Origin of the sequence: Maribacter aquimaris (assembly GCF_014596745.1) — a bacterium.
Classification (GTDB): domain Bacteria; phylum Bacteroidota; class Bacteroidia; order Flavobacteriales; family Flavobacteriaceae; genus Maribacter_A; species Maribacter_A aquimaris.
This window is the reverse complement of the sequence record NZ_JABTCF010000001.1, coordinates 242,045-263,226: the sequence shown is the minus strand read 5'-3', so window position 1 is coordinate 263,226 and position 21,182 is coordinate 242,045. Positions and strand designations below refer to the sequence as shown.

At 40.7% G+C, this 21,182-nt stretch carries 17 protein-coding genes; 8 read left to right on the top strand and 9 right to left on the bottom strand.

Annotated features, from left to right (window positions below; translation table 11 throughout):
* Positions 1–27: 27 nt before the first annotated feature.
* Entirely contained in the window at positions 28–1,365 is a 1,338-nt protein-coding gene (locus tag HPE56_RS01145) for a hypothetical protein (RefSeq protein WP_188241932.1), read from the top strand.
* Positions 1,366–1,435: 70 nt separating this feature from the next.
* Here the strand turns inward: HPE56_RS01145 and HPE56_RS01140 are convergent, their stop codons facing one another.
* Positions 1,436–2,440 carry an LLM class flavin-dependent oxidoreductase gene (locus HPE56_RS01140; protein ID WP_188241931.1) on the bottom strand — a complete coding sequence of 335 codons (1,005 nt, stop codon included), beginning with the start codon at positions 2,438–2,440 and terminating at the stop codon, positions 1,436–1,438.
* A gap of 218 nt (positions 2,441–2,658) precedes the next feature.
* Here HPE56_RS01140 and HPE56_RS01135 point away from each other — a divergent pair, with 218 nt between their 5' ends.
* Entirely contained in the window at positions 2,659–3,219 is a 561-nt protein-coding gene (locus HPE56_RS01135; RefSeq protein WP_188241930.1) for a DUF4494 domain-containing protein, read from the top strand.
* Between the two features lie 65 nt (positions 3,220–3,284).
* On the opposite strand, the gene HPE56_RS01130 is transcribed toward HPE56_RS01135, so the two are convergent.
* The gene (locus HPE56_RS01130) at positions 3,285–4,841 is read right to left on the bottom strand and encodes an NAD(P)/FAD-dependent oxidoreductase (protein ID WP_188241929.1); all 1,557 of its coding nucleotides are present in this window, start codon (positions 4,839–4,841) and stop codon (positions 3,285–3,287) included.
* A 277-nt stretch (positions 4,842–5,118) separates the two neighbouring features.
* On the opposite strand from HPE56_RS01130, the gene HPE56_RS01125 reads away from it, so the two are divergent.
* The 4 genes from HPE56_RS01125 (at position 5,119) to HPE56_RS01110 (ending at position 12,468) form a co-directional block, all read left to right on the top strand.
* On the top strand, positions 5,119–5,532 hold the full coding sequence (locus tag HPE56_RS01125) for an HYC_CC_PP family protein (RefSeq protein ID WP_223170178.1): 414 nt from the start codon (positions 5,119–5,121) through the stop codon (positions 5,530–5,532).
* A 109-nt stretch (positions 5,533–5,641) separates the two neighbouring features.
* Positions 5,642–9,472, top strand: a complete 3,831-nt coding sequence (locus HPE56_RS01120; RefSeq protein WP_188241928.1) for an efflux RND transporter permease subunit — start codon at positions 5,642–5,644, stop codon at positions 9,470–9,472.
* Positions 9,472–10,689 (top strand): TolC family protein, encoded by a 1,218-nt coding sequence (locus HPE56_RS01115; RefSeq protein ID WP_188241927.1) that lies wholly within the window; start codon positions 9,472–9,474, stop codon positions 10,687–10,689. The genes HPE56_RS01120 and HPE56_RS01115 overlap by 1 nt, the downstream gene beginning before the upstream one ends.
* Positions 10,690–10,692: 3 nt before the next feature.
* Positions 10,693–12,468 (top strand): efflux RND transporter periplasmic adaptor subunit, encoded by a 1,776-nt coding sequence (locus tag HPE56_RS01110; RefSeq protein ID WP_188241926.1) that lies wholly within the window; start codon positions 10,693–10,695, stop codon positions 12,466–12,468.
* A 126-nt stretch (positions 12,469–12,594) separates the two neighbouring features.
* Here the strand turns inward: HPE56_RS01110 and HPE56_RS01105 are convergent, their stop codons facing one another.
* Both HPE56_RS01105 and HPE56_RS01100 read right to left on the bottom strand, forming a co-directional pair.
* Positions 12,595–13,017, bottom strand: coding sequence for an MgtC/SapB family protein (locus HPE56_RS01105; protein WP_188241925.1), 423 nt, complete (start codon positions 13,015–13,017; stop codon positions 12,595–12,597).
* A 165-nt stretch (positions 13,018–13,182) separates the two neighbouring features.
* Positions 13,183–13,374, bottom strand: coding sequence for a cold-shock protein (locus tag HPE56_RS01100; RefSeq protein ID WP_013995610.1), 192 nt, complete (start codon positions 13,372–13,374; stop codon positions 13,183–13,185).
* Between the two features lie 370 nt (positions 13,375–13,744).
* Between HPE56_RS01100 and HPE56_RS01095 the strand changes: the two genes are divergently transcribed.
* Positions 13,745–15,178, top strand: a complete 1,434-nt coding sequence (locus HPE56_RS01095) for a right-handed parallel beta-helix repeat-containing protein (RefSeq protein ID WP_188241924.1) — start codon at positions 13,745–13,747, stop codon at positions 15,176–15,178.
* A gap of 41 nt (positions 15,179–15,219) precedes the next feature.
* On the opposite strand, the gene HPE56_RS01090 is transcribed toward HPE56_RS01095, so the two are convergent.
* Positions 15,220–16,026: a universal stress protein gene (locus HPE56_RS01090; protein WP_188241923.1), complete on the bottom strand. Its 807-nt coding sequence runs from the start codon at positions 16,024–16,026 to the stop codon at positions 15,220–15,222.
* Positions 16,027–16,262: 236 nt separating this feature from the next.
* Positions 16,263–16,691, bottom strand: coding sequence for an FKBP-type peptidyl-prolyl cis-trans isomerase (locus HPE56_RS01085; RefSeq protein WP_188241922.1), 429 nt, complete (start codon positions 16,689–16,691; stop codon positions 16,263–16,265).
* Positions 16,692–16,961: 270 nt separating this feature from the next.
* Here HPE56_RS01085 and rlmF point away from each other — a divergent pair, with 270 nt between their 5' ends.
* A complete protein-coding gene (gene rlmF, locus HPE56_RS01080; protein ID WP_188241921.1) occupies positions 16,962–17,849 on the top strand; it encodes a 23S rRNA (adenine(1618)-N(6))-methyltransferase RlmF in 888 nt (295 codons plus the stop codon).
* A 58-nt stretch (positions 17,850–17,907) separates the two neighbouring features.
* Here the strand turns inward: rlmF and fabD are convergent, their stop codons facing one another.
* The 3 genes from fabD to HPE56_RS01065 all read right to left on the bottom strand — a co-directional run bounded on the left by fabD (position 17,908) and on the right by HPE56_RS01065 (position 21,178).
* Complete coding sequence (fabD, locus tag HPE56_RS01075; RefSeq protein WP_188241920.1) at positions 17,908–18,783, bottom strand: ACP S-malonyltransferase; 876 nt, start codon at positions 18,781–18,783, stop codon at positions 17,908–17,910.
* A 303-nt stretch (positions 18,784–19,086) separates the two neighbouring features.
* Complete coding sequence (locus HPE56_RS01070; RefSeq protein WP_188241919.1) at positions 19,087–19,707, bottom strand: YqaA family protein; 621 nt, start codon at positions 19,705–19,707, stop codon at positions 19,087–19,089.
* A 157-nt stretch (positions 19,708–19,864) separates the two neighbouring features.
* A complete protein-coding gene (locus HPE56_RS01065; RefSeq protein ID WP_188241918.1) occupies positions 19,865–21,178 on the bottom strand; it encodes a DEAD/DEAH box helicase in 1,314 nt (437 codons plus the stop codon).
* Positions 21,179–21,182: the final 4 nt, after the last annotated feature.

Here is a 21,182-nt window from a genome sequence, read left to right as displayed (position 1 = left end):
ATCCTTTAACCCCATTACTGAAATCTTATGCGAAAATTGAAAATCCACCTCTGGTTGTTAGGCCTTGCTTGTGCCATAAACAGTTGTTCCGACGATAATTTAGCCCAGATGACTACGGAGGCCATCGAAGAACAGGAAACAGAAACCCCTGATGATACTCCCGATGAAGAAGGGGAAGCCAATGATGAAAATGAATCTACGGTAGATGTGGCCACAGAGCTGACGGCCAATGACCTATCACCCCATCCCATGCAGGATATTGCAAAACCAGAATATTTGGAAACCATTGTAGATCCCTCCTTCGGAACGATCATTCGTAGGATTTCGGATGCAGGAAACGGCGGTGTGATAAAACCCATGTACAGTACCATTCAGGCATGGAATGCCGATGAGACCAGAATGATCCTGTACGACCAGACCCATGGTGTACATCAATTATTGAATGGGATGGACTATACATTTATCAAGAATCTCGATGATGTGCGTCCTGATGACCTGGAACAATTGTTTTGGGATTTCAATGATCCTGATATCCTATATTATTTGGATGCCACTACGGATGATTTTATCAAATACACCGTATCAACGGGGGGCAAAGAAACCATGGTGAATCTAAAGGAGCTTTCGGGCTGTGATGGAAGCATTAGTATGGGCGATGATGTTCAAATGATGTCGTGGGATTCCGATGTCATCGGATTTCGTTGTAATAATGATACATCCTATGCCTACCGGTTCTCCACTGAACAATTGACCACGATCCACCTTGATGATGTGAATTATACGGCGGCTATGCCCGCACCGAGTGGAAACCTATTTTACCATAATGTATCCTCTTACGATGTCAATGGGGATTTGAAGGCCCGACTGAATAAAAGTGGGGTTGAGCATTCCTGTTTGGGTAGAATGGCCAATGGAACCGATACCGACTTTTCGGTAAGTTTTAGTGAAGGTCCAAATGGGGGGTGTCAAGGGAATATCATCGCCTATGATTTGAATACCGGGGAATGTATTCCCGTAATTTCTGAGGATTTGGGGTATGATTATCCTAAAAGCGGGACGCATATTTCGGCAGTGGCCCATAAAAACCCGGGATGGGTAGCAGCTTCCATGATGGGTTTTGAACAAGACGGACAATCACTTTTGGACCAAGAGCTGGTAATTGCCAAGGTAGCACCAGGAAGTGTTGAGGTATACCGAATAGGACACCATAGGGCCGATGAGGACGAATTTGACTATTGGGGCGAACCCCATGCCGTTATCAGTCCGACCGGAACCCGGGTACTTTTCGGGTCGGATTGGAGTGGCAGTGATGATGGTATGTCTGTAGAGTCTTATGTCGTGGAACTACCTTCGTTTATACCGTGATGTTTATAAATGATGAACGATAAAAGAAGAATAAGAAACGTGGGTAAATATGGGAATTGACCTCCGGATTTTAATTCAACTCCTTCATGATCTCTGCAAATAACTCAAAGGACCTTATTCTTTCCTTTGCACCATAAATATTGGTTACGGCAATCAATTCGTCCGCCTTGGTCTGTTCGATAAACTCCTTGACCTGGGCTTTGACCGTGGCTTTACTTCCGATAAAGGAATACTTAAGCATTTGATGTACTTGAGGGTTTTTCATCACCTCTTGAAGATCTGGGGTCATAGCAGTTGGCGGTTGCACATATTGACGTTTGCCCGTGAATATCCCAACGATCAAACGAATCAAGGAGGTAGACAAACGTTCGGCTTCCTCATCGGTATCGGCAATAATGATATTCACTCCAGCCATGACATACGGCTGCTGTAATTCCTTTGAGGGTTTAAACTCTTTACGATAAATATCCAGCGCCTGCCATAAATATGTAGTTGCAAAGTGGCTGGCGAAGGCATAGGGTAATCCTTTTTTTGCCGCTAAATGGGCACTATCGGTACTGGAACCCAGAATATAGAAGGGTACCTCTACCCCTTCCGCTACGGTGGCGCGTACGTTAGCATGGGCATTTTCTTTGGAAAAGTACATTTCCAATTTTTCCAATTCATCGGGGAATGCATGTGCGGCATTCATAAAATCGGAACGTATGGCCTGTGCTGTTTCCCTATCGGTTCCCGGTGCCCTACCCAATCCCAAATCAATACGGTTGGGATACAAGGATGCCAATGTCCCAAATTGTTCCGCTATGATCAATGGGGAGTGGTTGGGAAGCATAATGCCCCCAGAACCGATGCGAAGTGTTTTGGTGCCTTGGGCAACATAACCAATCAATACCGAAGTGGCACTACTCCCGATATTCGACGCATTGTGGTGTTCAGCCAACCAATACCGGGTGTAACCGGATGTTTCGGCATGTTGTGCCAGTTCAAGAACGTTATCAAAGGTCTGTTTAAGCGTGTGGCCTTCAGAAACCAAGGCAAGGTCCAATATGGAATAAGCGGTATGTTGCGTTTTCATGAATATATGTATTCTATCGGTGCAAAGTTACATAACGCCAGAGGTTTTAATAGGAAAGGAATGCACTTTAGGTTTTTAATAACACCTTTGGACGCCCCTAACTACCTCATGCTAAAAACAATATAATTTTTTGCTTAAAATTGTGGATATCTATTCCCGATTTTGACTTTTATACCTCAAGCGAAACCCTATATTTGGCACCCCTAAAACAAAATAGTATGAGTGCAACATGGTATGAGTGTAAAGTAAAATACAGAAAATTGGATGAAGCATCAGGCATGCTCAAGGTAAAGACAGAACCCTATTTGGTCGATGCCGTTTCCTATACCGAGGCTGAAAGTAGGATCACCGAAGAAATGGCGGCCTATTTGAGTGATAGTGAGGAAATCAAGATTACGAATATCAAAGTGGCCAATTACGCTGAGATACATCCCTTTGAGAATTCGGATCGATGGTTTAAATCCAAAGTGTCCTTGATCGCCTTTGATGAGGAAAGTGGGAAGGAACGTAAAACGAATATGTATCTGTTGGTACAGGCCAACGATGTAAAGGAAGCCTATGACAATACCATTGTGGTGATGAAGGATACCATGGGTGATTATACCATCCCAGCCATCACAGAATCCCCAATTATGGATGTCTTCCCTTATTTTTCAGGGGAAGAGGACGAGGTTGAACGTTTGGGGAAATTTACAGCCCTTAAAGATTCCGTACCTGTAAACAATGATATGGACGAAAAGTTGGAGATGGCCGATGTGCTGTCTAGCGAAGAGGAATAACGAGTTATTGGTTGATATCGAAAGTCCGTCTGAATATTTTTTAGACGGACTTTTTTATTTTAAGATTATAAGCCCACTATGGCGGCTTCGGCACAGCGTTCACCATCCATGGCCGCGGAAACAATGCCCCCGGCATAGCCACCACCTTCCCCACAAGGGAAAAGTCCATGTACCTCGGGATGTTCCAAGGCATCGTTCCGAGGAATGTTTACAGGTGATGAGGTACGGGATTCAACCCCAATGATATTGGCTTCGGAAGTGTAAAATCCGTTCATTTTTTTGCCGAAAGCCGCAAAGCCACCGCGCAATCTGCTTCCTATAAATTTGGGCAATAAGGAATGTAAGGGAACCGATTTTAATCCCGGTTGGTATGATGTTGGATTCAGGTCCTGGGAAAGTTTGCCTTCAACAAAATCCGTTAAGCGTTGGGCAGGTGCTGTTTGCGACCTTCCCCCTGAGGTAAATGCCAACCGTTCCAAATCCTTTTGGTAGGCCAATCCTTTTAAGGGGCCCAAATGCTCGTATTTTGGAATATCCTCATCCACATTGATTTCGACTACAATACCGGAATTGGCAAATAGGTTATTCCTCTTTGAGGGGGACATGCCATTGACGACGATTTCACCGGGAGCAGTTGCAGCAGGTACGATGAATCCGCCCGGACACATACAAAACGAATATACACCCCGGCCTTTTACCTGCTCCACCAAACTGTATGCTGCCGCAGGAAGCAATGCATTGCGATCCCCTTTGCAATGATACTGTATGGAATCTATGATATGTTGAGGATGTTCAACCCGTACGCCCATCGCAAAGGACTTGGCCTTAAGTAAAATTTCTTTTTTATGGAGGAGTTCAAAAATGTCTCGGGCCGAATGTCCGGTGGCCAAAATGACACGTTTCACCTTGGTTTCCGTTTCATTGTTCAACACAATGGCATTCAACTGGTTATCATTGATGATAAAATCCGTTACTTTAGTGTTGAAATGGATCTCGCCACCAAATTTTAGGATGGTTTCCCGAATGTTTTTTACCACTTTGGGTAATTTGTTCGTGCCGATATGGGGATGGGCATCAACTAGGATCTGAGGGGTTGCCCCATGATGGACCAAGCTTTTGAAAATGCGTTGTACATCGCCCCGTTTTAAACTTCGCGTATATAATTTTCCATCGGAATAGGTTCCTGCACCACCTTCCCCAAAGCAATAATTACTTTCGCTATTGACGATGTGGTTAATATTGATGGCCCTTAAATCGCGTCGGCGATCTTTTACATTTTTACCACGTTCATAAACTATAGGCTTGTACCCCAGTTCCAAACACCGTAGCGCTGCCCACATGCCCGCAGGTCCAAAGCCGATGATATGGATTTCCTTGGCCTTGGAAACATCCTTATAATCAAATTGATAGGTGTTTTTCGTATCGTCAGGTGCTTCGTTGATATAAACCGCCAGTTTGTAATTGAATTGGATTTTTGGCTTACGGGCGTCTATCGATTTACGCAATACATGTATGGTTAGCTCCTTTTCGGGTAGGCCCAGATATTTTGCTACCCTTTTTTGAAGTCCGTCAGGATCGCCTTCCTCTTTTAAGGACAATCTAATTTGCACATTTCTTACCATGCCGTAAAACTAAAAGATTTATTATGAATTTCTTATAAAATGGAAAAGGTTGTTCTTAACTCTTTTTATGTGGTTTGCCATTGTTTTTTATAAGTCTAATGTTGGCATTACTTTATTTGGGTAACTTAAACCAACAATTGGGCGATTACCAAATACCGCACCCAAAATTCGTATCGTCACTACCCCCAAATTAAACTACTAAATTAACCCCGGAAATCTTAAAATTAGCACAATATTCAATAGAATGCCCATGAATTTTCTACCTTTGACCGGTATTATGAAAAATGTATTGCATAAAATAATGTCTTTTACAATGGCTGTTGTAGTGTTGTTTTCTACAATGTCGTTTACCGTGGATATGCATTTTTGTGGTGATATTTTAGTAGAAGCCGCTATCTTCCATAAAGCAAAGGGATGTGGTATGGAAATCCAAAAGCCTTCTACCGAAGGTTGTACCCTTACAAAAAAGAATTGCTGTGACAACGAAAAACTTGTAGTTGATGGTCAAAACGAATTACAACAACAGGTTGATCATATTTCTTTCGACCAGCACGTTTTTATAGCCTCATTTGTTTATACATATTTGAACCTTTTCGAAGGTTTGGATAATAACGTATCCTCTTACGAGAAGTACGAACCACCACTCGTCTTTAGGCAAATCTTCAAGCTTGACGAGACTTATTTAATCTGATTTTTAAACAATAGACCTGTGTTGTCCTATGGCTTATGGCCAAAAGGATGATTTGCTGTATTCGGTGTTTTTCAAACGCCAATGTCCAACTGTTTAACAATCAAGATCAATGCTAAATAAAAGCATCAAATTTCTAATAGAAAACAAACTAGTAGCTGTGCTGCTACTTCTCCTTTTTTTTGGGTGGGGAACTGTTAATTCCCCTTTCAATTGGGATACGGGAATTTTGCCAAGGAATCCAGTAGCCGTAGATGCCATTCCGGATATAGGCGAAAACCAACAAATCGTTTTTACCAAATGGGACGGTGGTTCCCCTCAGGATATTGAAGACCAGATTACATATCCCTTAACTACCTCCCTATTGGGTATTCCTGGGGTAAAGACCATTCGTAGCTCCTCTATGTTCGGTTTTTCAAGTATCTACGTCATTTTTGAAGAGGATATAGAATTTTACTGGAGTCGTAGTCGTATTCTCGAAAAACTGAACTCCTTACCAAGTGGGTTGCTACCCGAAGGGGTTAATCCCGCTTTGGGACCAGATGCCACAGGTTTAGGGCAAATATTTTGGTACACGCTTGAAGGTCGTGATGAAAACGGAAATGTTACCGGTGGATGGGATTTGCACGAATTGCGCAGTATTCAGGATTACTATGTAAAATATGCCTTATCGGCTGCGAGTGGGGTGTCCGAGGTGGCATCTATCGGTGGTTATGTTAAGGAATATCAAGTCGATGTCAATCCGGAATTGATGCGACAATACAACATAGGCTTAAACCAGGTGGTAAAAGCCGTTAAGGAAAGCAATAAGGATATTGGGGCACAAACGTTGGAAATCAATCAAGTGGAATATTTAGTGCGTGGTCTGGGCTATGTAAAATCGATATCGGATATCGAGAATGCAGTGGTCACTTCTGAGGACCATACCTCAATACGCATAAAAGATTTAGGGAAAGTATCCTTGGGACCTGCAGTACGAAGGGGAGTATTGGATAAAGAAGGTGCGGAGGTTGTTGGGGCTGTTGTGATTGCCCGATATGGTGCTAATCCTTTGGAAGTCATCAATAATGTAAAAGAAAAAATAAAGGAGTTAAGTGCGGGATTACCTTCTAAAGTCCTTGCAGATGGTAGGACCTCACAGGTTACGATTGTTCCTTTTTATGACAGAACCGAACTCATTCAGGAAACGTTGGGAACACTGAATGAAGCTTTAACATTGGAGATTTTAATAACCATCCTCGTAATCATCATTATGGTGTTCAATCTTCGAGCCTCCATATTAATATCGGGCTTGTTGCCGGTTGCCGTTTTAATGGTGTTTATAGCTATGAAGTTCTTTGGCGTTGATGCCAATATCGTGGCCCTTTCCGGAATTGCGATTGCGATTGGTACAATGGTCGATGTAGGGGTTATTCTTTCCGAAAATATTGTTCGACATCTCGATGAAAATGAGCACATGGAGCCATCAGGGCAAGGAACCAACGAAGTAGAACCCATAAAAGGGGTTCTTCATGCTGCTGCGAAGAACAAACTTTCAATTAATGAAATTGTCTACAACGCAACCGCAGAAGTATCTAGTGCTATAGTTACAGCGGTAATGACAACTATAATTAGCTTTATTCCTGTTTTTACGATGATTGGTTCGGAAGGGAAATTGTTTAGGCCTCTGGCCTTCACAAAAACCTTTGCCTTAACAGCATCAATTATTGTGGCCTTGTTTTTAATTCCACCTTTTGCGGCATTTTTATTTAGAAGGAAACCTTTAAGAAAGTCTATTAATTATATGCTATATGGTATTCTAATTCTATTGGGACTAACCGTTGTTTTATATGGCCATTGGTTAGGATTTACCTTAATTGCCTTTGGCGTTGTAGGAATATTGAAACTTCAAGAAAAAGTAACTGAAAAATGGGCAAACCAGTGTAATATCATCATTTCGGTATTCGCGATTATCATTTTATTGGCGGAATATTGGAGACCGTTGGGAATAGAAAAAAGTATCTTTTGGAATCTTATGTTCGTAAGTATCGTTTGTTTTGGGTTATTGGGCGTATTTACGTTGTTCCGAAGGTATTACACACGCATTTTAAGATGGTGTTTAGATCATAAAGCCTTGTTCCTATCCATACCGATAGTTATCGTTATTGCCGGGTTTCTCATAATGGGGAATATGGGTAAAGAGTTTATGCCCTCGTTGAATGAAGGCTCATTTTTATTGATGCCGACCTCTATGCCCCATGCCGGTGTTGAAGAAAATAAACGTGTTTTAAAGCAATTGGATATGGCCGTAGCCACCATTCCTGAGATTGAAACCGTTGTAGGAAAAGCGGGAAGAACAGAATCGGCTTTGGATCCCGCACCTCTTTCGATGTATGAGAATATTATTCAGTATAAACCTGAATATATGCTGAATGAAGATGGGGAACGCCAACGGTATAAAACCGATGATGGTTTATTCGTAATGAAAGACGGTCGATTGATCCAAAACGAAAATATAGCTGTCGGTTCGAGCACTTCGACTACGCTCAGTACAGGCTCTGTCGAGAACAAAACGGTAATTAATTCGATGATGCTCAATGTTAGAAATACACAACTGATCCCTGACAATGATGGGGAATTCTACCGCAATTGGCGACCGGAGATTAAATCGCCGGATGATATTTGGGACGAAATCATACGTGTCACCAAATTACCAGGCGTTACCTCTGCTCCCAAGTTGCAGCCCATAGAAACCAGACTGGTGATGCTTCAAACAGGAATGCGCGCACCCATGGGAATAAAGGTAAAAGGTCAAGATTTAAATCAAATAGAAGCTTTTGGTGTTCAATTGGAAAATATCCTCAAACAGGTCGAAGGTGTAAAACAAGAAGCTGTATTTGCTGACCGTATTGTAGGTAAACCGTATGTGTTGATTGACATTGATAGGGATAGATTGGCTCGTTATGGTATTACGGTACAGGATGTACAAGATGTATTGAAAGTAGCTGTTGGCGGAATGGTATTGACACAAACTGTCGAAGGTAGGGAACGCTATGGGGTGCGGGTACGTTATCCAAGGGAATTAAGGACCAATCCAACGGATTTAAAGCAAATCTATATTCCCGTTGGGAAAGGCAGTCCGGTACCATTAAGTGAATTGGCAACCATAAGGTATGAAAAGGGTCCACAGGTAATTAAAAGTGAAGACACTTTTTTGGTAGGTTACGTCCTATTCGATAAGTTGAAAGGTTTTGCAGAAGTGAATGTAGTTGAGAATGCACAAATCTTGATTCAACAGAAAATAGATTCCGGGGAATTAACAGTACCCAAGGGAATCAGTTACAAGTTCACGGGTACCTATGAGAGTCAATTACGGGCAGAAAAGACATTATCCGTGGTCGTACCTTTGGCTTTAGCCATCATATTTTTGATCCTCTATTTCCAATTCCGTTCCATAGCCACATCACTTATGGTGTTTACCGGGATAGCAGTAGCCTTTGCCGGTGGCTTTATAATGATTTGGTGCTATGGTCAGGGTTGGTTTCTAAATTTCAATTTATTTGGGGATAACCTGCGAAACCTATTCCAAATACATCCCATTAATTTAAGTGTTGCGGTTTGGGTCGGGTTTATTGCCCTATTTGGTATTGCAACTGATGACGGCGTTATAATGGCAACTTATTTAACACAGACTTTTGGTAGAAATACACCTAAAAACATAAAAGAAATTAAGGATTCGATCGTAGAGGCGGGAGAAAAACGTATTCGCCCTTGTCTTATGACAACAGCAACCACGATTTTGGCATTATTGCCTGTATTAACTTCAACAGGGCGTGGAAGTGATATTATGATTCCTATGGCAATTCCAAGTTTTGGCGGAATGTTGATCGCATTGATTACATTATTTGTAGTTCCGGTTTTATTTAGTTGGAAACAAGAGTTGCAACTTAAAAAAACAATATAATGAGAAGAATTATTTTATTAGGTGTAGGACTCATGTCCTATGGTTTTTCAAGTGCACAGCAATTGGAAACACTTATAGATGAGGCGTTGACCAATAGTCCGCAGATCCAAAAGTTTGAATTGCAATATAAGATTGCCACCGAAAAAGAGAATGAAGTGAACACCCTGCCAAATACAGAATTTAATGTGGGTTACTTTATAAGTGAGCCGGAGACACGTACTGGGGCGCAACGCTATAAAATATCGGCGAAACAAATGTTGCCCTGGTTCGGCAATATTACCGCAAGGGAAAATTATGTGGCTTCTTTGGCCGACGTGCAATATGAGGAAATCGTTTTAGCGAAAAGAAAATTAATAGCCTCGGTTTCACAATCGTACTATAATTTATACGCAAATAAGGCAAAACAAGCCGTTTTGACCGAAAACATCAAACTACTTGAAACGTACGAAACATTGGCATTAACATCTGTCGAAGTTGGTAAGGCTTCGGCCGTCGATGTTTTGCGTTTGCAAATGCGTCAAAATGAAATGCAACAATTATCGGATGTTCTTGGTCAACAATTTCTTGCCGAACAAACCGCTTTCAACAATCTTTTAAATAGGGAAAAAGCTAGGGCTGTTCAGGTAGTCGATGAATTGGATATCCCTTCGAAGGATTTTGAATCCGCTATCGAAAATTTGGCATTGCACCCTGAATTGTTGAAATACGATAAACTCTATCAATCTGTAACACAATCAGAATTATTAAATCAAAATGAAAGCAGTCCAATGATTGGTTTTGGATTGGATTATATTAATGTAAACGAGCGACCGGCTATGGATTTTAGTGATAACGGAAAGGATATCATTATGCCAATGGTTTTCTTGTCAATACCGATTTTCAATAAAAAATTCAAATCCAAAACCAAACAAAACGAGTGGAAAAAACAGGAAATCGTAGCGCAAAAGCAAGAACGCTTAAATGTGCTGCAAACGCTATTGGATAAAGCGCTAAACGAAAGGATTTCAGCACGGATAAGTTATGTGACACAAGCAAAGAACTTAAAGCAAGCCAAAAATGCGGAATCTATTTTAATTAAGAACTATGAAACGGGTACGATAGATTTCAATGATGTATTGGATATCCAGGAATTGCAATTGAAGTTTCAAATGAACCAAATTGAATCTATTAGGAATTATTATGTTCAAACAACAATCATAAATTATTTAAGTAATTAAACCATGAAAAAATATATCATATATATTGGGATATTGGGGGCAGGATTCTTTTTAGGATGGCTGCTCTTTAGCAGTTCATCAACGAATGAAATAAAGCATGATCACGATAGGGTAACCGAAACCGATCAAATGTGGACATGTTCCATGCATCCTCAGATTATGCAACCAGAACCCGGGCAATGTCCTATTTGTGGCATGGATCTGATTCTTGCATCGGGTGATTCAGAAGGATTATTGGCAGATCAATTTAGGTTAACTGAGAATGCCATGGCATTGGCAAACATTCAAACGTCAATTGTCGGGAATGGTAACGCAATGGACAATACAATAAAACTGTCCGGAAAGATTGTTGAAAATGAGGAGGCTAATGCTGTTCAAGTCAGTTATTTTTCAGGAAGGATAGAACGCCTTAATGTGAATTTTAAAGGTGAAGAAGTTCGCAAAGGACAATTACTGGCAACGATCTATTCCCCAGAATTGTATGCCGCCCAACAAGAATTGATTACAGCGGCATCTTTACGGGAATCGCAACCCGAATTGTACAATGCGGTACGCAATAAACTAAAGCTATGGAAATTGTCTGAAAGTGAGATCGACCAAATTGGAAAAACAGGTAAGGTAAAAGAAAACTTTCCTGTATATGCAACGGTTTCAGGAACAGTTACGGAAAAATTAGTCGAACAAGGTGATTATATAAAGCAAGGTCAACCCTTGCTTAAAATCACAAACCTGAACACCGTTTGGGCACATTTTGATGTCTATGAAAATCAAATCGACCAGTTTAAAAAAGGACAAGAAATTTCCATAACCACAAATGCATACGGCAATACGACATTTAAAGGGAAAGTGGATTTTATTGATCCTGTTTTAGATACCAGAACAAGAACCATAAAATTACGGGTGGTACTTCGCAATAAAGACGGAGCCTTAAAGCCAGGAATGTTTGTTGAGGGAAAAATCAAGGGTATCACCTCAAGTATAGGACAGTCAATGATAATTCCATCCTCGGCTGTTTTATGGACAGGGGAACGTTCTGTGGTATATTTAAAGAAAAATTCGACCCAACCTGTTTTTGAGATGCGTGAAATTTCATTGGGCAAACAAATCGGGAATAATCAAGAAGTATTGGAAGGGGTGGACAATGGCGATGAAATAGTAACCAATGGAGCATTTACCGTTGATGCGGCAGCACAATTACAAGGTAAAAAATCCATGATGAACAAAGAAGGGGGTAAAGTCAAGACGGTCCATGGGGAACATCTTGGTATGGGAGGTACCGCTGTGGTAAACAAGAAGGGCGGACATTTCAATATGAATGAAAGAGTAAGTGTATCAAAGGAATTTCAAAATCAGTTGAAAGAGGTTTATGGTGCTTATTTAAAAATGGCGAATGCTTTGGCCAGAGATGATTCCAAAATAGTGCAGTCAGAATCAAAAAGGGTATTGCATAATCTATCTTTGGTAGATATGAAACTAGTAACGGTTAAAGAGGCACATAATCATTGGATGTCATTGGCAAATGAAATAAGGACATCTGCAACTTTAATTCTAAATTCAACGGACATTTCGGAACAAAGAAATCATTTTAAACATCTTTCGTCCCACTTGATTAATGCACTCCAGTTATTTGGTGTCAATGAACAGGTATACGTGGAATTCTGTCCCATGGCAGATACGAATAAAGGAGCGTATTGGTTGAGTAAGAATAAAGAAGTAGTCAACCCCTATTTTGGGGATGCGATGCTTACCTGTGGTGAAGTAAAACAAATAATAGAATAATCATAAAATGCTAAATAATGAAGAAATTGATTTTAAGTAGGGCTCAATTCGTGGCAATGGATTTACTAAGTTGTTGGAGCGAATACAACCAACCAAAAGAAACTATATCCGTAGCTTAAATATTTTTCACTTTCGTTTTTTCAACCAATTATCCAATGGTTGCAAAAAGGAATTGATAAGAACTATAAGTGCCGTACAGATCAAGGTTTCCACAAAAAAACCAGCAGCAGCGATGCAGCCTATGGCGGCACTACACCAAATGGTCGCCGCAGAACCCAACCCATGAACGTTGGCCCCTTCCCTGAAAATAATGCCTGCTCCCAAAAATCCGACACCGGTAACGACTTGTGCAATAATTCTTGACACATCGATGGTTGCTTCATCCGCTTTCAATAAAAAGGATAATAAAACAAAAATGGCCGCTCCGGTAGCAACGAGCATATTTGTTTTTAAACCTGCGGTTTTATGATGCCACTGTCGTTCAAATCCAATGGCTAATCCGGCCAATAAGGCAACAATAAGGCGTGTGGTGAAATCTGTGATTGTCATGATATCCTATTATGGAATAAAGATAAATGATTATTCCATACATACTGGTCCTCTCTCAAACCTTGGGAGGTATCATAAGTGATACTGTATCATGACCTTTGGAAATGGGGTATAAAAAAAGCCCTAACGGTTACCGTCAGGGCTTCTTGAAACTTGAAGTATATGTTAGATAACTTTTACGTTCACTGCATTTAATCCTTTGTTTCCTTCTTGAAGGTCAAATTCAACTTCGTCGCCTTCACGAATCTCGTCTACTAATCCTGAAACGTGTACAAAGTGGTCTTTTTCAACTCCTTCTTCAGTTATGAATCCAAAACCTTTTGTGTCGTTGAAAAATTTTACTGTTCCTTTACTCATTGTAATGTAATTTAATTTATTATAATTTATTGTTTGCAAAGATGGTGCCATTTTTCCGACGGACAATATTTTAATTGGTTTCTTTTCAATTAATTATGTCTAGCCACTGGGGTTATCTACTGTTATTTTAAAGCTATTCCATTTTATGCTAGACGGTTACATCGTTTTACCGCATCCGATACTTACTTTAATTATTATGGGCAAAGCGCGTGTCAAGAGCAGGGTTCTTATCGTTTATAGCGGTAAATAGTCAACTTAAATGAAGCGGGGGGTCTTCCTGAGGGTGCATCTAATCGAAAAAATACCATCTTTCACACTATACTCATAAGGCAAACGTTTCTAAAATAATGGCTACAACCTTTATCCAGACATGTTACAAATTGATTTATGGATGTTGTTTCCGTTTAACCTTGATTATAGTATTCCCATGAAGCACCTTTCTTACTATCTACTGATTTTTGTCCTTATTTTTAATACTTCTTGCAGCCATGATGATTCCGATGCAAACGGAACAAGTACTCCCGATCAGGAGGATTTGGATGCTGAAGGCTTGCCTATTCGGATTTTTAGTGCCCAATTGCCTCAAATACCGACAGTCAATGAATATACGATCGAATTGGACCGGTGGGATATCCCGAATACGAATACCGATGCGGCCAAGACCACTACCAATCTACAAGAGGCTATTGATTGGGCCCATGACGAAGGTTACACCCGGGTGGTATTGCCTGCCGGTGAATATTTGGTGGGTGAGGATATCAATGATATATATTATGGGGGTATTGATATTTTCGGGAATACGGAATTCGTTTTCAGTGAAGGTGCCGTATTGACCATCGACACCAATGATAAATGGAACTACTGTGTCTTGCGCTTAAATGGCGATAATATCATCGTACGTGATGGGGTCATCAAAGGGGAACGCGATACCCATATTTTTACCCCACGCGAGGATGGTAAGACCGCCCATGATGAAGGACACGGTATCTGCGTTTGGGGCAATAACAATGTCTTGATCCAAAACATGGAAATACATAGTCTCACGGGGGATGGTTCACTGGTACTCGACTCCAACGATGTTACTTTTGTCGATAACAACATTTATAACAACAGACGTCAAGGAATATCCATTGTTGGCGGTGTCCGTATTGAAATAAAGGACAATGAAATCCATCATATAAAAGGTACTTCGCCACAATTTGGGATTGATATCGAAGGCCCGGGTCGTGTGGACGAGGATATTTTGATACAGGACAATTATTTCCATCACAATTCGGGTGGTGATATTGTCAATGCCACGGGAGAGAACGTCTATATTCTTGATAATGTGATGGAACAAGGTGATGGCAGTGAATATACTGACGGACCTATCGTTAGCTGGCATAAGACCCATAACATTATCGCCCGGAATACGGTGACCATGCTCAGTGGATCCGCCAACGGTCGTTTGGGGTATATCCAATACTCCCACGGTGGCGATAAGGGTCATAACAGAATTACGTTCGTACATGACAATGTGATGAACAATTGTGGCATGTACATGTATAAAAGTTCGGATGCCGACGTACGACGCAATAAGTTCCTCGGGTACTTTTTGGCGTTCTCTGATTTTGATAATGCCGTATTGGTCGATAATCTGGTTACCTATTCCGAGGAATATACCAATCTTAGATACTGTTGGTCGTACCGTTTTAAGAACACCACGGGCTTCGCCAGTGGTAATTATCTAGGTGATCAATTGGAAGAATTACCCCTGTCGGAAAAAGAACCGTATACCATGCAATGCGTATTGGACGGTTGGTAGTAAAGCATACCAAGTAATCTTGATAGACAGGATTTCAAATACTATTTGATTGGAATCGACAATAAGGGAATATTCAATCCCGATGCCATTACCCTTGTTTTACTCTTGTGCATGATGGACTCCCAGAACCCATATTTTTTGGGCATCATTACCAATAAATCAGGCTGTGATTTTTTGATTTCCTCTTCTAAGGCATCAATAACCGTATTCGATTGTACATTCTTATAAAAATAGGTCACATCTTCCAATTCCTTATCAATGGAATCATGGGTAACCGTCCTCAATTGGTTAAGTTCTTTCTCCACATAAAAAACAGTGACTTCCGATTTTAGTTGAACCGCTAATTGCCGTAATTTGGCCAATGTTTTAACGGGGATATCTTCCAGCAAATCACAAGCAAGCAGTATTTTTTTGAATTCTGTGAACTTTGCATGTATCGGAATGGCCAAAACCGGAAACCGTTTCATACTTATTAAGGTCGTTGCAGGGTTTCCCAATAAATTTTGTTCCATGGATTTAGGGGACATCCCTATCACTAAAAATCGGCAATCATGTACTTTCATCAAATGGTCCACTTCCTGGTCCAAACTACTAAAACTGGTTTCGACAATTACCTCAATGCCGAATTTTTGATATAAATCCTGGGCGGATTCGTGCAATCTATTCCTGTTCTTTTCGATTAACCCCTCAACAAATGTTGCTGACAAACGGGCATTCGAAGCATGGATAGGAAGTTTGAAGGCGTTATATAGTATTAGCTTGGTATGAAGTTTTTTCGCTACGGAAGCTGCATAGAGAATAGCGTTTTCAGATAGTTTGGAAAAATTTGTGGCAACTAGGATACTCATGGTTTGTATTGATTGTATTGATTGTAGAACAATCAAAATTAATACATTTCAGCCAAAGAGAGTTAGTAGGAAGAAGGGTTTTATTGGTCTAAAAGAAGGATTTTTGATAGAATAAAACGACAGCGGTTGGTTATGGTTCCCCTTAGGGGATATTGGTTTTGTAAATCGCTTGATATGCAAAAAAAAAGAAGGCGAACCGCCTTCCTTTTTTTTTCTATAGTATGTATTGATGGAATCTATTTTATTTCAACCACTTGCAGTTCAAAGGTCAGATCTTGACCAGCCAAGGGATGGTTGGCATCGATGATAATATCGGCCTCGTTTACTTCGGCTACCCGTAAAGGCTGCTCGGTCCCATCGGGATTTTTAGCCATAAGTCCCATACCTACTTCAGGTACCATGTCTTCAGGAAGCTCTTCTTTCCTTACCTTTTGAAAAAGTTCTTTTTGTACTTCACCATAAGCCTCTTCCTTGGGAATGGTAATTGTTTTGTTTTCATTGACCTCCATTTCGATAAGGCCTTTTTCAAAACCTGGTATCAAGGCCCCTTGGCCCAAGGTTACCTCTAAAGGGTCCCTATCCACTGAGCTGTCAAAAACTTGACCGTTACTTAATTTTCCTGTGTAGTGTACTTTAACCGTATCGTTGGCCTTTACTTTACTCATATTCTGAAATTTCAATTATTTAACTTAATTCTTTATCGGCGGCTAAATTAAAGGCTATAAAATGGCTCAAAGAATATTTAACGTAAAATCTTAAAAAATGGTCGGTTTTTTGGATCTTTTAATGATTTTTTGTCCTAGATGGAAATGAAATTGTAATAAAAAAAGGGTTGTTTGATCATATCGGCCTTGAATTGAAATTTTAATGGGCATAGGTTCCATTCAGGCAAAACTTTCAAGTTTGGCCTTTCTAAATCCTATATCTTTGCCATTATGCATCCACAAAATCCATATGGTGAACGATACGATCTAAAAAGATTGGTAGCGCACCATGCTGAATTGAAAAAGTATATCGTTTTGAACCCTACTGGAGAGGAGACCATTGATTTTAGTGTTTCCCAGGCGGTATATACTTTGAATAAAGCGATACTCTTGGCCGATTTTAAACTCACCGATTACGGATTGCCAGAAGGGTATCTCATCCCTCCTATTCCAGGACGATTGGATTATCTCTTGCATTTACGAGATTTTCTTTCGGAAAAATTTGGCATGGATGTCGGTGCCGAATTATGCGGACTGGATATTGGCACGGGCGCTAACGGTATCTATTGTATTCTGGGAGCCCAACATTTCAATTGGACTATGGTAGGTTCGGAGAGTGATTCCAAAGCCGTAGCCATAGCGAAAGCGAACATAGAATCCACCAAAACCTTACAAGATCGCGTCGAGGTGCGTCACCAAGGGAATAAGGGGTATCTCTTTAAGGATATTATCCAACCCGGGGAGCAATTTGATTTTACCATTTGCAATCCACCCTTCCACAGCACTAAGGAAGAAGCCCAAAGAGGTTCGTTTAGAAAACTTAGGAATTTGGAAGGTGGCATCAACAAACACGAACTCAGGCTTAATTTCGAGGGACAAGCGAATGAACTCTGGTGTAATGGTGGGGAGGCGCTCTTCATAAAACGATTGATCAAGGAAAGTTTGGTGTTCAAAGATCAGGTACGCGTATTTTCCAGTCTGGTCGCCAAGGCGGAAAACCTCCTTAAGATTGAAAAACAACTAAAAAAAGCAAAGGCGGATTACCATATCATTCCCATGGCACAGGGAAATAAGAAAAGCCGGATTATTCTGTGGTGGTTTGACTCGAAAACCGCATAAGACCTAGGCAGTCCTTTAATGATTGTAATTCAAATGGTTTGGAATGTATTCTTGCCACTTACGAAATTCCGTTTGTAGTTACATTTTTATGGATTTGACGCACAAGTCCCCTTAAAAAGTTTCCTGGACCGATCTCCGTAAATTCAGTAGCCCCATCCTCTTCCATATGGAGCATAATGTGTCGCCACATTACCGGATGCGTCAATTGATCGATGAGGTTTTTCTTTATCATTCCAACTTCATAGCAAGGGCGTGCTGTGACATTCTGATAAATGGGACAGGTTGGTTTTTTGAATTCGGTTTCGGCAATGGCCAAACTGAATTCCTCAACAATAGGTTCCATAAGGGGAGAATGGAAGGCGCCACTTACCGGTAAATCCACGATGGCAAGTGCCCCCGGGCGTAGTTTGTCACACGCTTCTTTCAGTGCTTTCCTTTCTCCGGAAATAACCACTTGTTTAAGGGCATTGTAATTGGCCGGTACAACAATACCGTCGATATGCTTACAGATATCCGATACGATTACATCATATAAACCCACTACCACGGCCATACCCATATTCTTATCATCACATACTTTTTGCATAAGTGAGGCCCGTTTGGCGATGAGTTTCAATGCCGATTCAAAATCCAAGGAACCAATGGCGGCCAAAGCGGTTATCTCACCCAGGGAATGTCCTGCGACCATATCGGGCTTAAAGGTACTTCCAAGGGTCTTGGTCAGGATATAGGAATGTAAAAAAATGGCCGGTTGGGAAAACTGTGTTTGTTTCAAATCCTCATTGGACCCTTCGAACATGACATCGGTAATTGAAAATCCTAAAATAGCGTTGGCTTTTTTAAAATAGTCTTGTGCCAATTCGGAGGATTCATATAACGCTTTTCCCATACCGGGAAATTGGGTGCCTTGTCCAGGGAATAGGTATGCATGCATATGCGATGGATTGTTAATGTATTCTGTCTAAAGATATTTTATTATTAAATACGATAATACAGAATTAGGTACTATTATCTTAACATCAACCATGGGGGCATTAAAAAAGGTTGAAATACGTGTTTCATCAATTTTCGGATATTTTTATCTTGGATAGATGCGGCGGCAATTACGTTTATTCCTTGCTTCCAAAACTGGAATCAACGTATAAGGTAGGGGCTTATACTTTATATTACGATGTAGATAAACTGTGCTCGTAACCCACGTAACGGTTATGAATTCGATAGAAATAAGTGCTATTCCCTAAAAAACATTGAATATAACGATAGCATACAGGTAAAAACGTACAAATCGCAATAATCCGAAGAGCAAATAATTTCGAAATCGGTAATGGATAAGTCCGGCCGCAACACTGGTCAAAGCGAAGGGAATGGGTAATAATGCTCCTACTATAATTAAAAATCCACCCCATTTGCGGATCATCTTCATATGTTTTGCCATCTTCACTTCAAAATAGGTCTTCATCGAGGGTACTTTTGAAATGGCCTTTCCTTCAAAAAAGGAAATTATACCCCCTAGATAGGATAAAAACGCAAGGATCGATAAATAGATAATCGGTGTATCGGTCTTACCGGCCCAAGCAATAAAAATCTCAGGAGGTACCAACCCTAAAAGCGATTCCGTAGCAAGGAAAACACTAAGGATCACTATGGGGCTATACGTTGTGGTAATCGAAGTGAATAGATCATGAAAATCGATAACATATAAATGAACGAGCCACAATCCTATGATAAATAAGGATATAGGTATGATTACCTTACCTAAGCTGGACTTGACAAAGGCGTAAAAACCAGTATAGGAATAGTATTGGTGCAACAACCGTATTCTAGACTTTTTGGCACTTACTTTAGGACTTTTATCCATGATGATTATTACTGTTTTTCAAATTGAAAAGGGGTGTATATACAAACTGTCTAATGGTAAAATCAATGTATTACACCTATTTTAATTTTTGCAAAAATAAGATTCGCTCCAAGAAATAATAATAAGGAGTTGTTAAAAGTTCGGCCACCCTCGATTATTACAGGACGGTAACACGTACTTTCTTATTCTTTAAACGGGAATTGTTCAGTTTTTGAACCAATTGATCGGCGATGGACAAAGGAACGGAAACAAAGGCACAATCCTGTTTTAATTCGATAACACCCAATTGGTCTTTGTTGAGACCGCCTTGTTTAAAGAAGAGTCCGGCAATATCCCCTTTGGAGATCTTATCTTTTCTGCCTCCTGAAATAAAGAGGGTTTCCCAGAATTGGGGTTCACGGGGTGCTTTTTTTGATATATCGATAGTTTCCACACCTTTGATAAACTCGGGTATGAATTCTTTTTCCCATTGCAACACATACGCGGTTCCTTTTTCGTTTACCCGGGCGGTTCTGCCATTTCTATGGGTAAACTCTTCCTCGGCTCTTGGAAGCTCATAGTGGATAATGTATTTCATTTCGGGAATATCGATGCCCCGTGCGGCCAAATCCGTAGCGACCAATACTTGGCAAGTTCCGTTCCTGAATTTGATCAATGAGCGTTCCCTGTCCCGCTGTTCCATACCTCCTGAAAAGCAAGTGTGGTTGATACGGTTTTTATCCAAAAACGAACTAACCCGTTCTATACTGTCCTTAAAGTTGCAAAATATGATACCCGGTTGATTACCGATGTGGAGGAGTAAATCCACAAGGGTCCGTAATTTGTCCTTATCGGGGGAAATCACCGTTTTAATGGCCAGTCTGGATTCTTGCTTCAAGTCCAGATAATCGATGATGCTCGGCTTGTCCAATCGTACAAAAGCCGGAATTTCAACACCCTGGGTGGCGGAGGTAAGAATACGTTTTTCAAGATTTGGCAATTGATTGATGATGGTACTCATCTCTCCCTCAAAACCGGTTTCCAACGATTTGTCAAATTCATCCAATACCAAGGTCTTGATATCCGATTTCGAAAAACGGCCACTACCAAAATGGTCAGCGATCCTGCCTGGGGTTCCGATTAAAATAGCGGGAGTGTGTTTCAATTCAATTTTATCCTTGGAGATAGGTCTACCCCCATATACGGCATTCACTTTAAAACCTGAACCCATATCACGTACCACTTGTTCTATCTGAATGGCCAGTTCCCGCGAAGGGACTAGTATCAAAGCCTGAACTTCGGTGCATTCAGGATCTAAGTTTTGTAGAAGCGGTAATAAGAAAGCCAAAGTCTTTCCGGTACCCGTTGGGGAAAGCAGTACGGTATTCCCTGTTTTCTCGATGACCTCGAGTGCTTCCTCTTGCATGGGGTTCAATGCGGGAATCCTTAATTTGTCCAGTATTTCCTGTTGATTGCGAATTGTATTGGCCATAGGG

What these genes read in the sequence shown, in the direction of transcription:
- HPE56_RS01145 (WP_188241932.1), top strand. Translation starts at nt 28, where the DNA reads ATGCGAAAATTGAAAATCCACCTCTGGTTGTTAGGCCTTGCTTGTGCC.
- HPE56_RS01140 (WP_188241931.1), bottom strand. Translation starts at nt 2,440, where the DNA reads ATGAAAACGCAACATACCGCTTATTCCATATTGGACCTTGCCTTGGTT.
- HPE56_RS01135 (WP_188241930.1), top strand. Translation starts at nt 2,659, where the DNA reads ATGAGTGCAACATGGTATGAGTGTAAAGTAAAATACAGAAAATTGGAT.
- HPE56_RS01130 (WP_188241929.1), bottom strand. Translation starts at nt 4,841, where the DNA reads ATGGTAAGAAATGTGCAAATTAGATTGTCCTTAAAAGAGGAAGGCGAT.
- HPE56_RS01125 (WP_223170178.1), top strand. Translation starts at nt 5,119, where the DNA reads ATGAAAAATGTATTGCATAAAATAATGTCTTTTACAATGGCTGTTGTA.
- HPE56_RS01120 (WP_188241928.1), top strand. Translation starts at nt 5,642, where the DNA reads ATGCTAAATAAAAGCATCAAATTTCTAATAGAAAACAAACTAGTAGCT.
- HPE56_RS01115 (WP_188241927.1), top strand. Translation starts at nt 9,472, where the DNA reads ATGAGAAGAATTATTTTATTAGGTGTAGGACTCATGTCCTATGGTTTT.
- HPE56_RS01110 (WP_188241926.1), top strand. Translation starts at nt 10,693, where the DNA reads ATGAAAAAATATATCATATATATTGGGATATTGGGGGCAGGATTCTTT.
- HPE56_RS01105 (WP_188241925.1), bottom strand. Translation starts at nt 13,017, where the DNA reads ATGACAATCACAGATTTCACCACACGCCTTATTGTTGCCTTATTGGCC.
- HPE56_RS01100 (WP_013995610.1), bottom strand. Translation starts at nt 13,374, where the DNA reads ATGAGTAAAGGAACAGTAAAATTTTTCAACGACACAAAAGGTTTTGGA.
- HPE56_RS01095 (WP_188241924.1), top strand. Translation starts at nt 13,745, where the DNA reads ATGTTACAAATTGATTTATGGATGTTGTTTCCGTTTAACCTTGATTAT.
- HPE56_RS01090 (WP_188241923.1), bottom strand. Translation starts at nt 16,026, where the DNA reads ATGAGTATCCTAGTTGCCACAAATTTTTCCAAACTATCTGAAAACGCT.
- HPE56_RS01085 (WP_188241922.1), bottom strand. Translation starts at nt 16,691, where the DNA reads ATGAGTAAAGTAAAGGCCAACGATACGGTTAAAGTACACTACACAGGA.
- rlmF (WP_188241921.1), top strand. Translation starts at nt 16,962, where the DNA reads ATGCATCCACAAAATCCATATGGTGAACGATACGATCTAAAAAGATTG.
- fabD (WP_188241920.1), bottom strand. Translation starts at nt 18,783, where the DNA reads ATGCATGCATACCTATTCCCTGGACAAGGCACCCAATTTCCCGGTATG.
- HPE56_RS01070 (WP_188241919.1), bottom strand. Translation starts at nt 19,707, where the DNA reads ATGGATAAAAGTCCTAAAGTAAGTGCCAAAAAGTCTAGAATACGGTTG.
- HPE56_RS01065 (WP_188241918.1), bottom strand. Translation starts at nt 21,178, where the DNA reads ATGGCCAATACAATTCGCAATCAACAGGAAATACTGGACAAATTAAGG.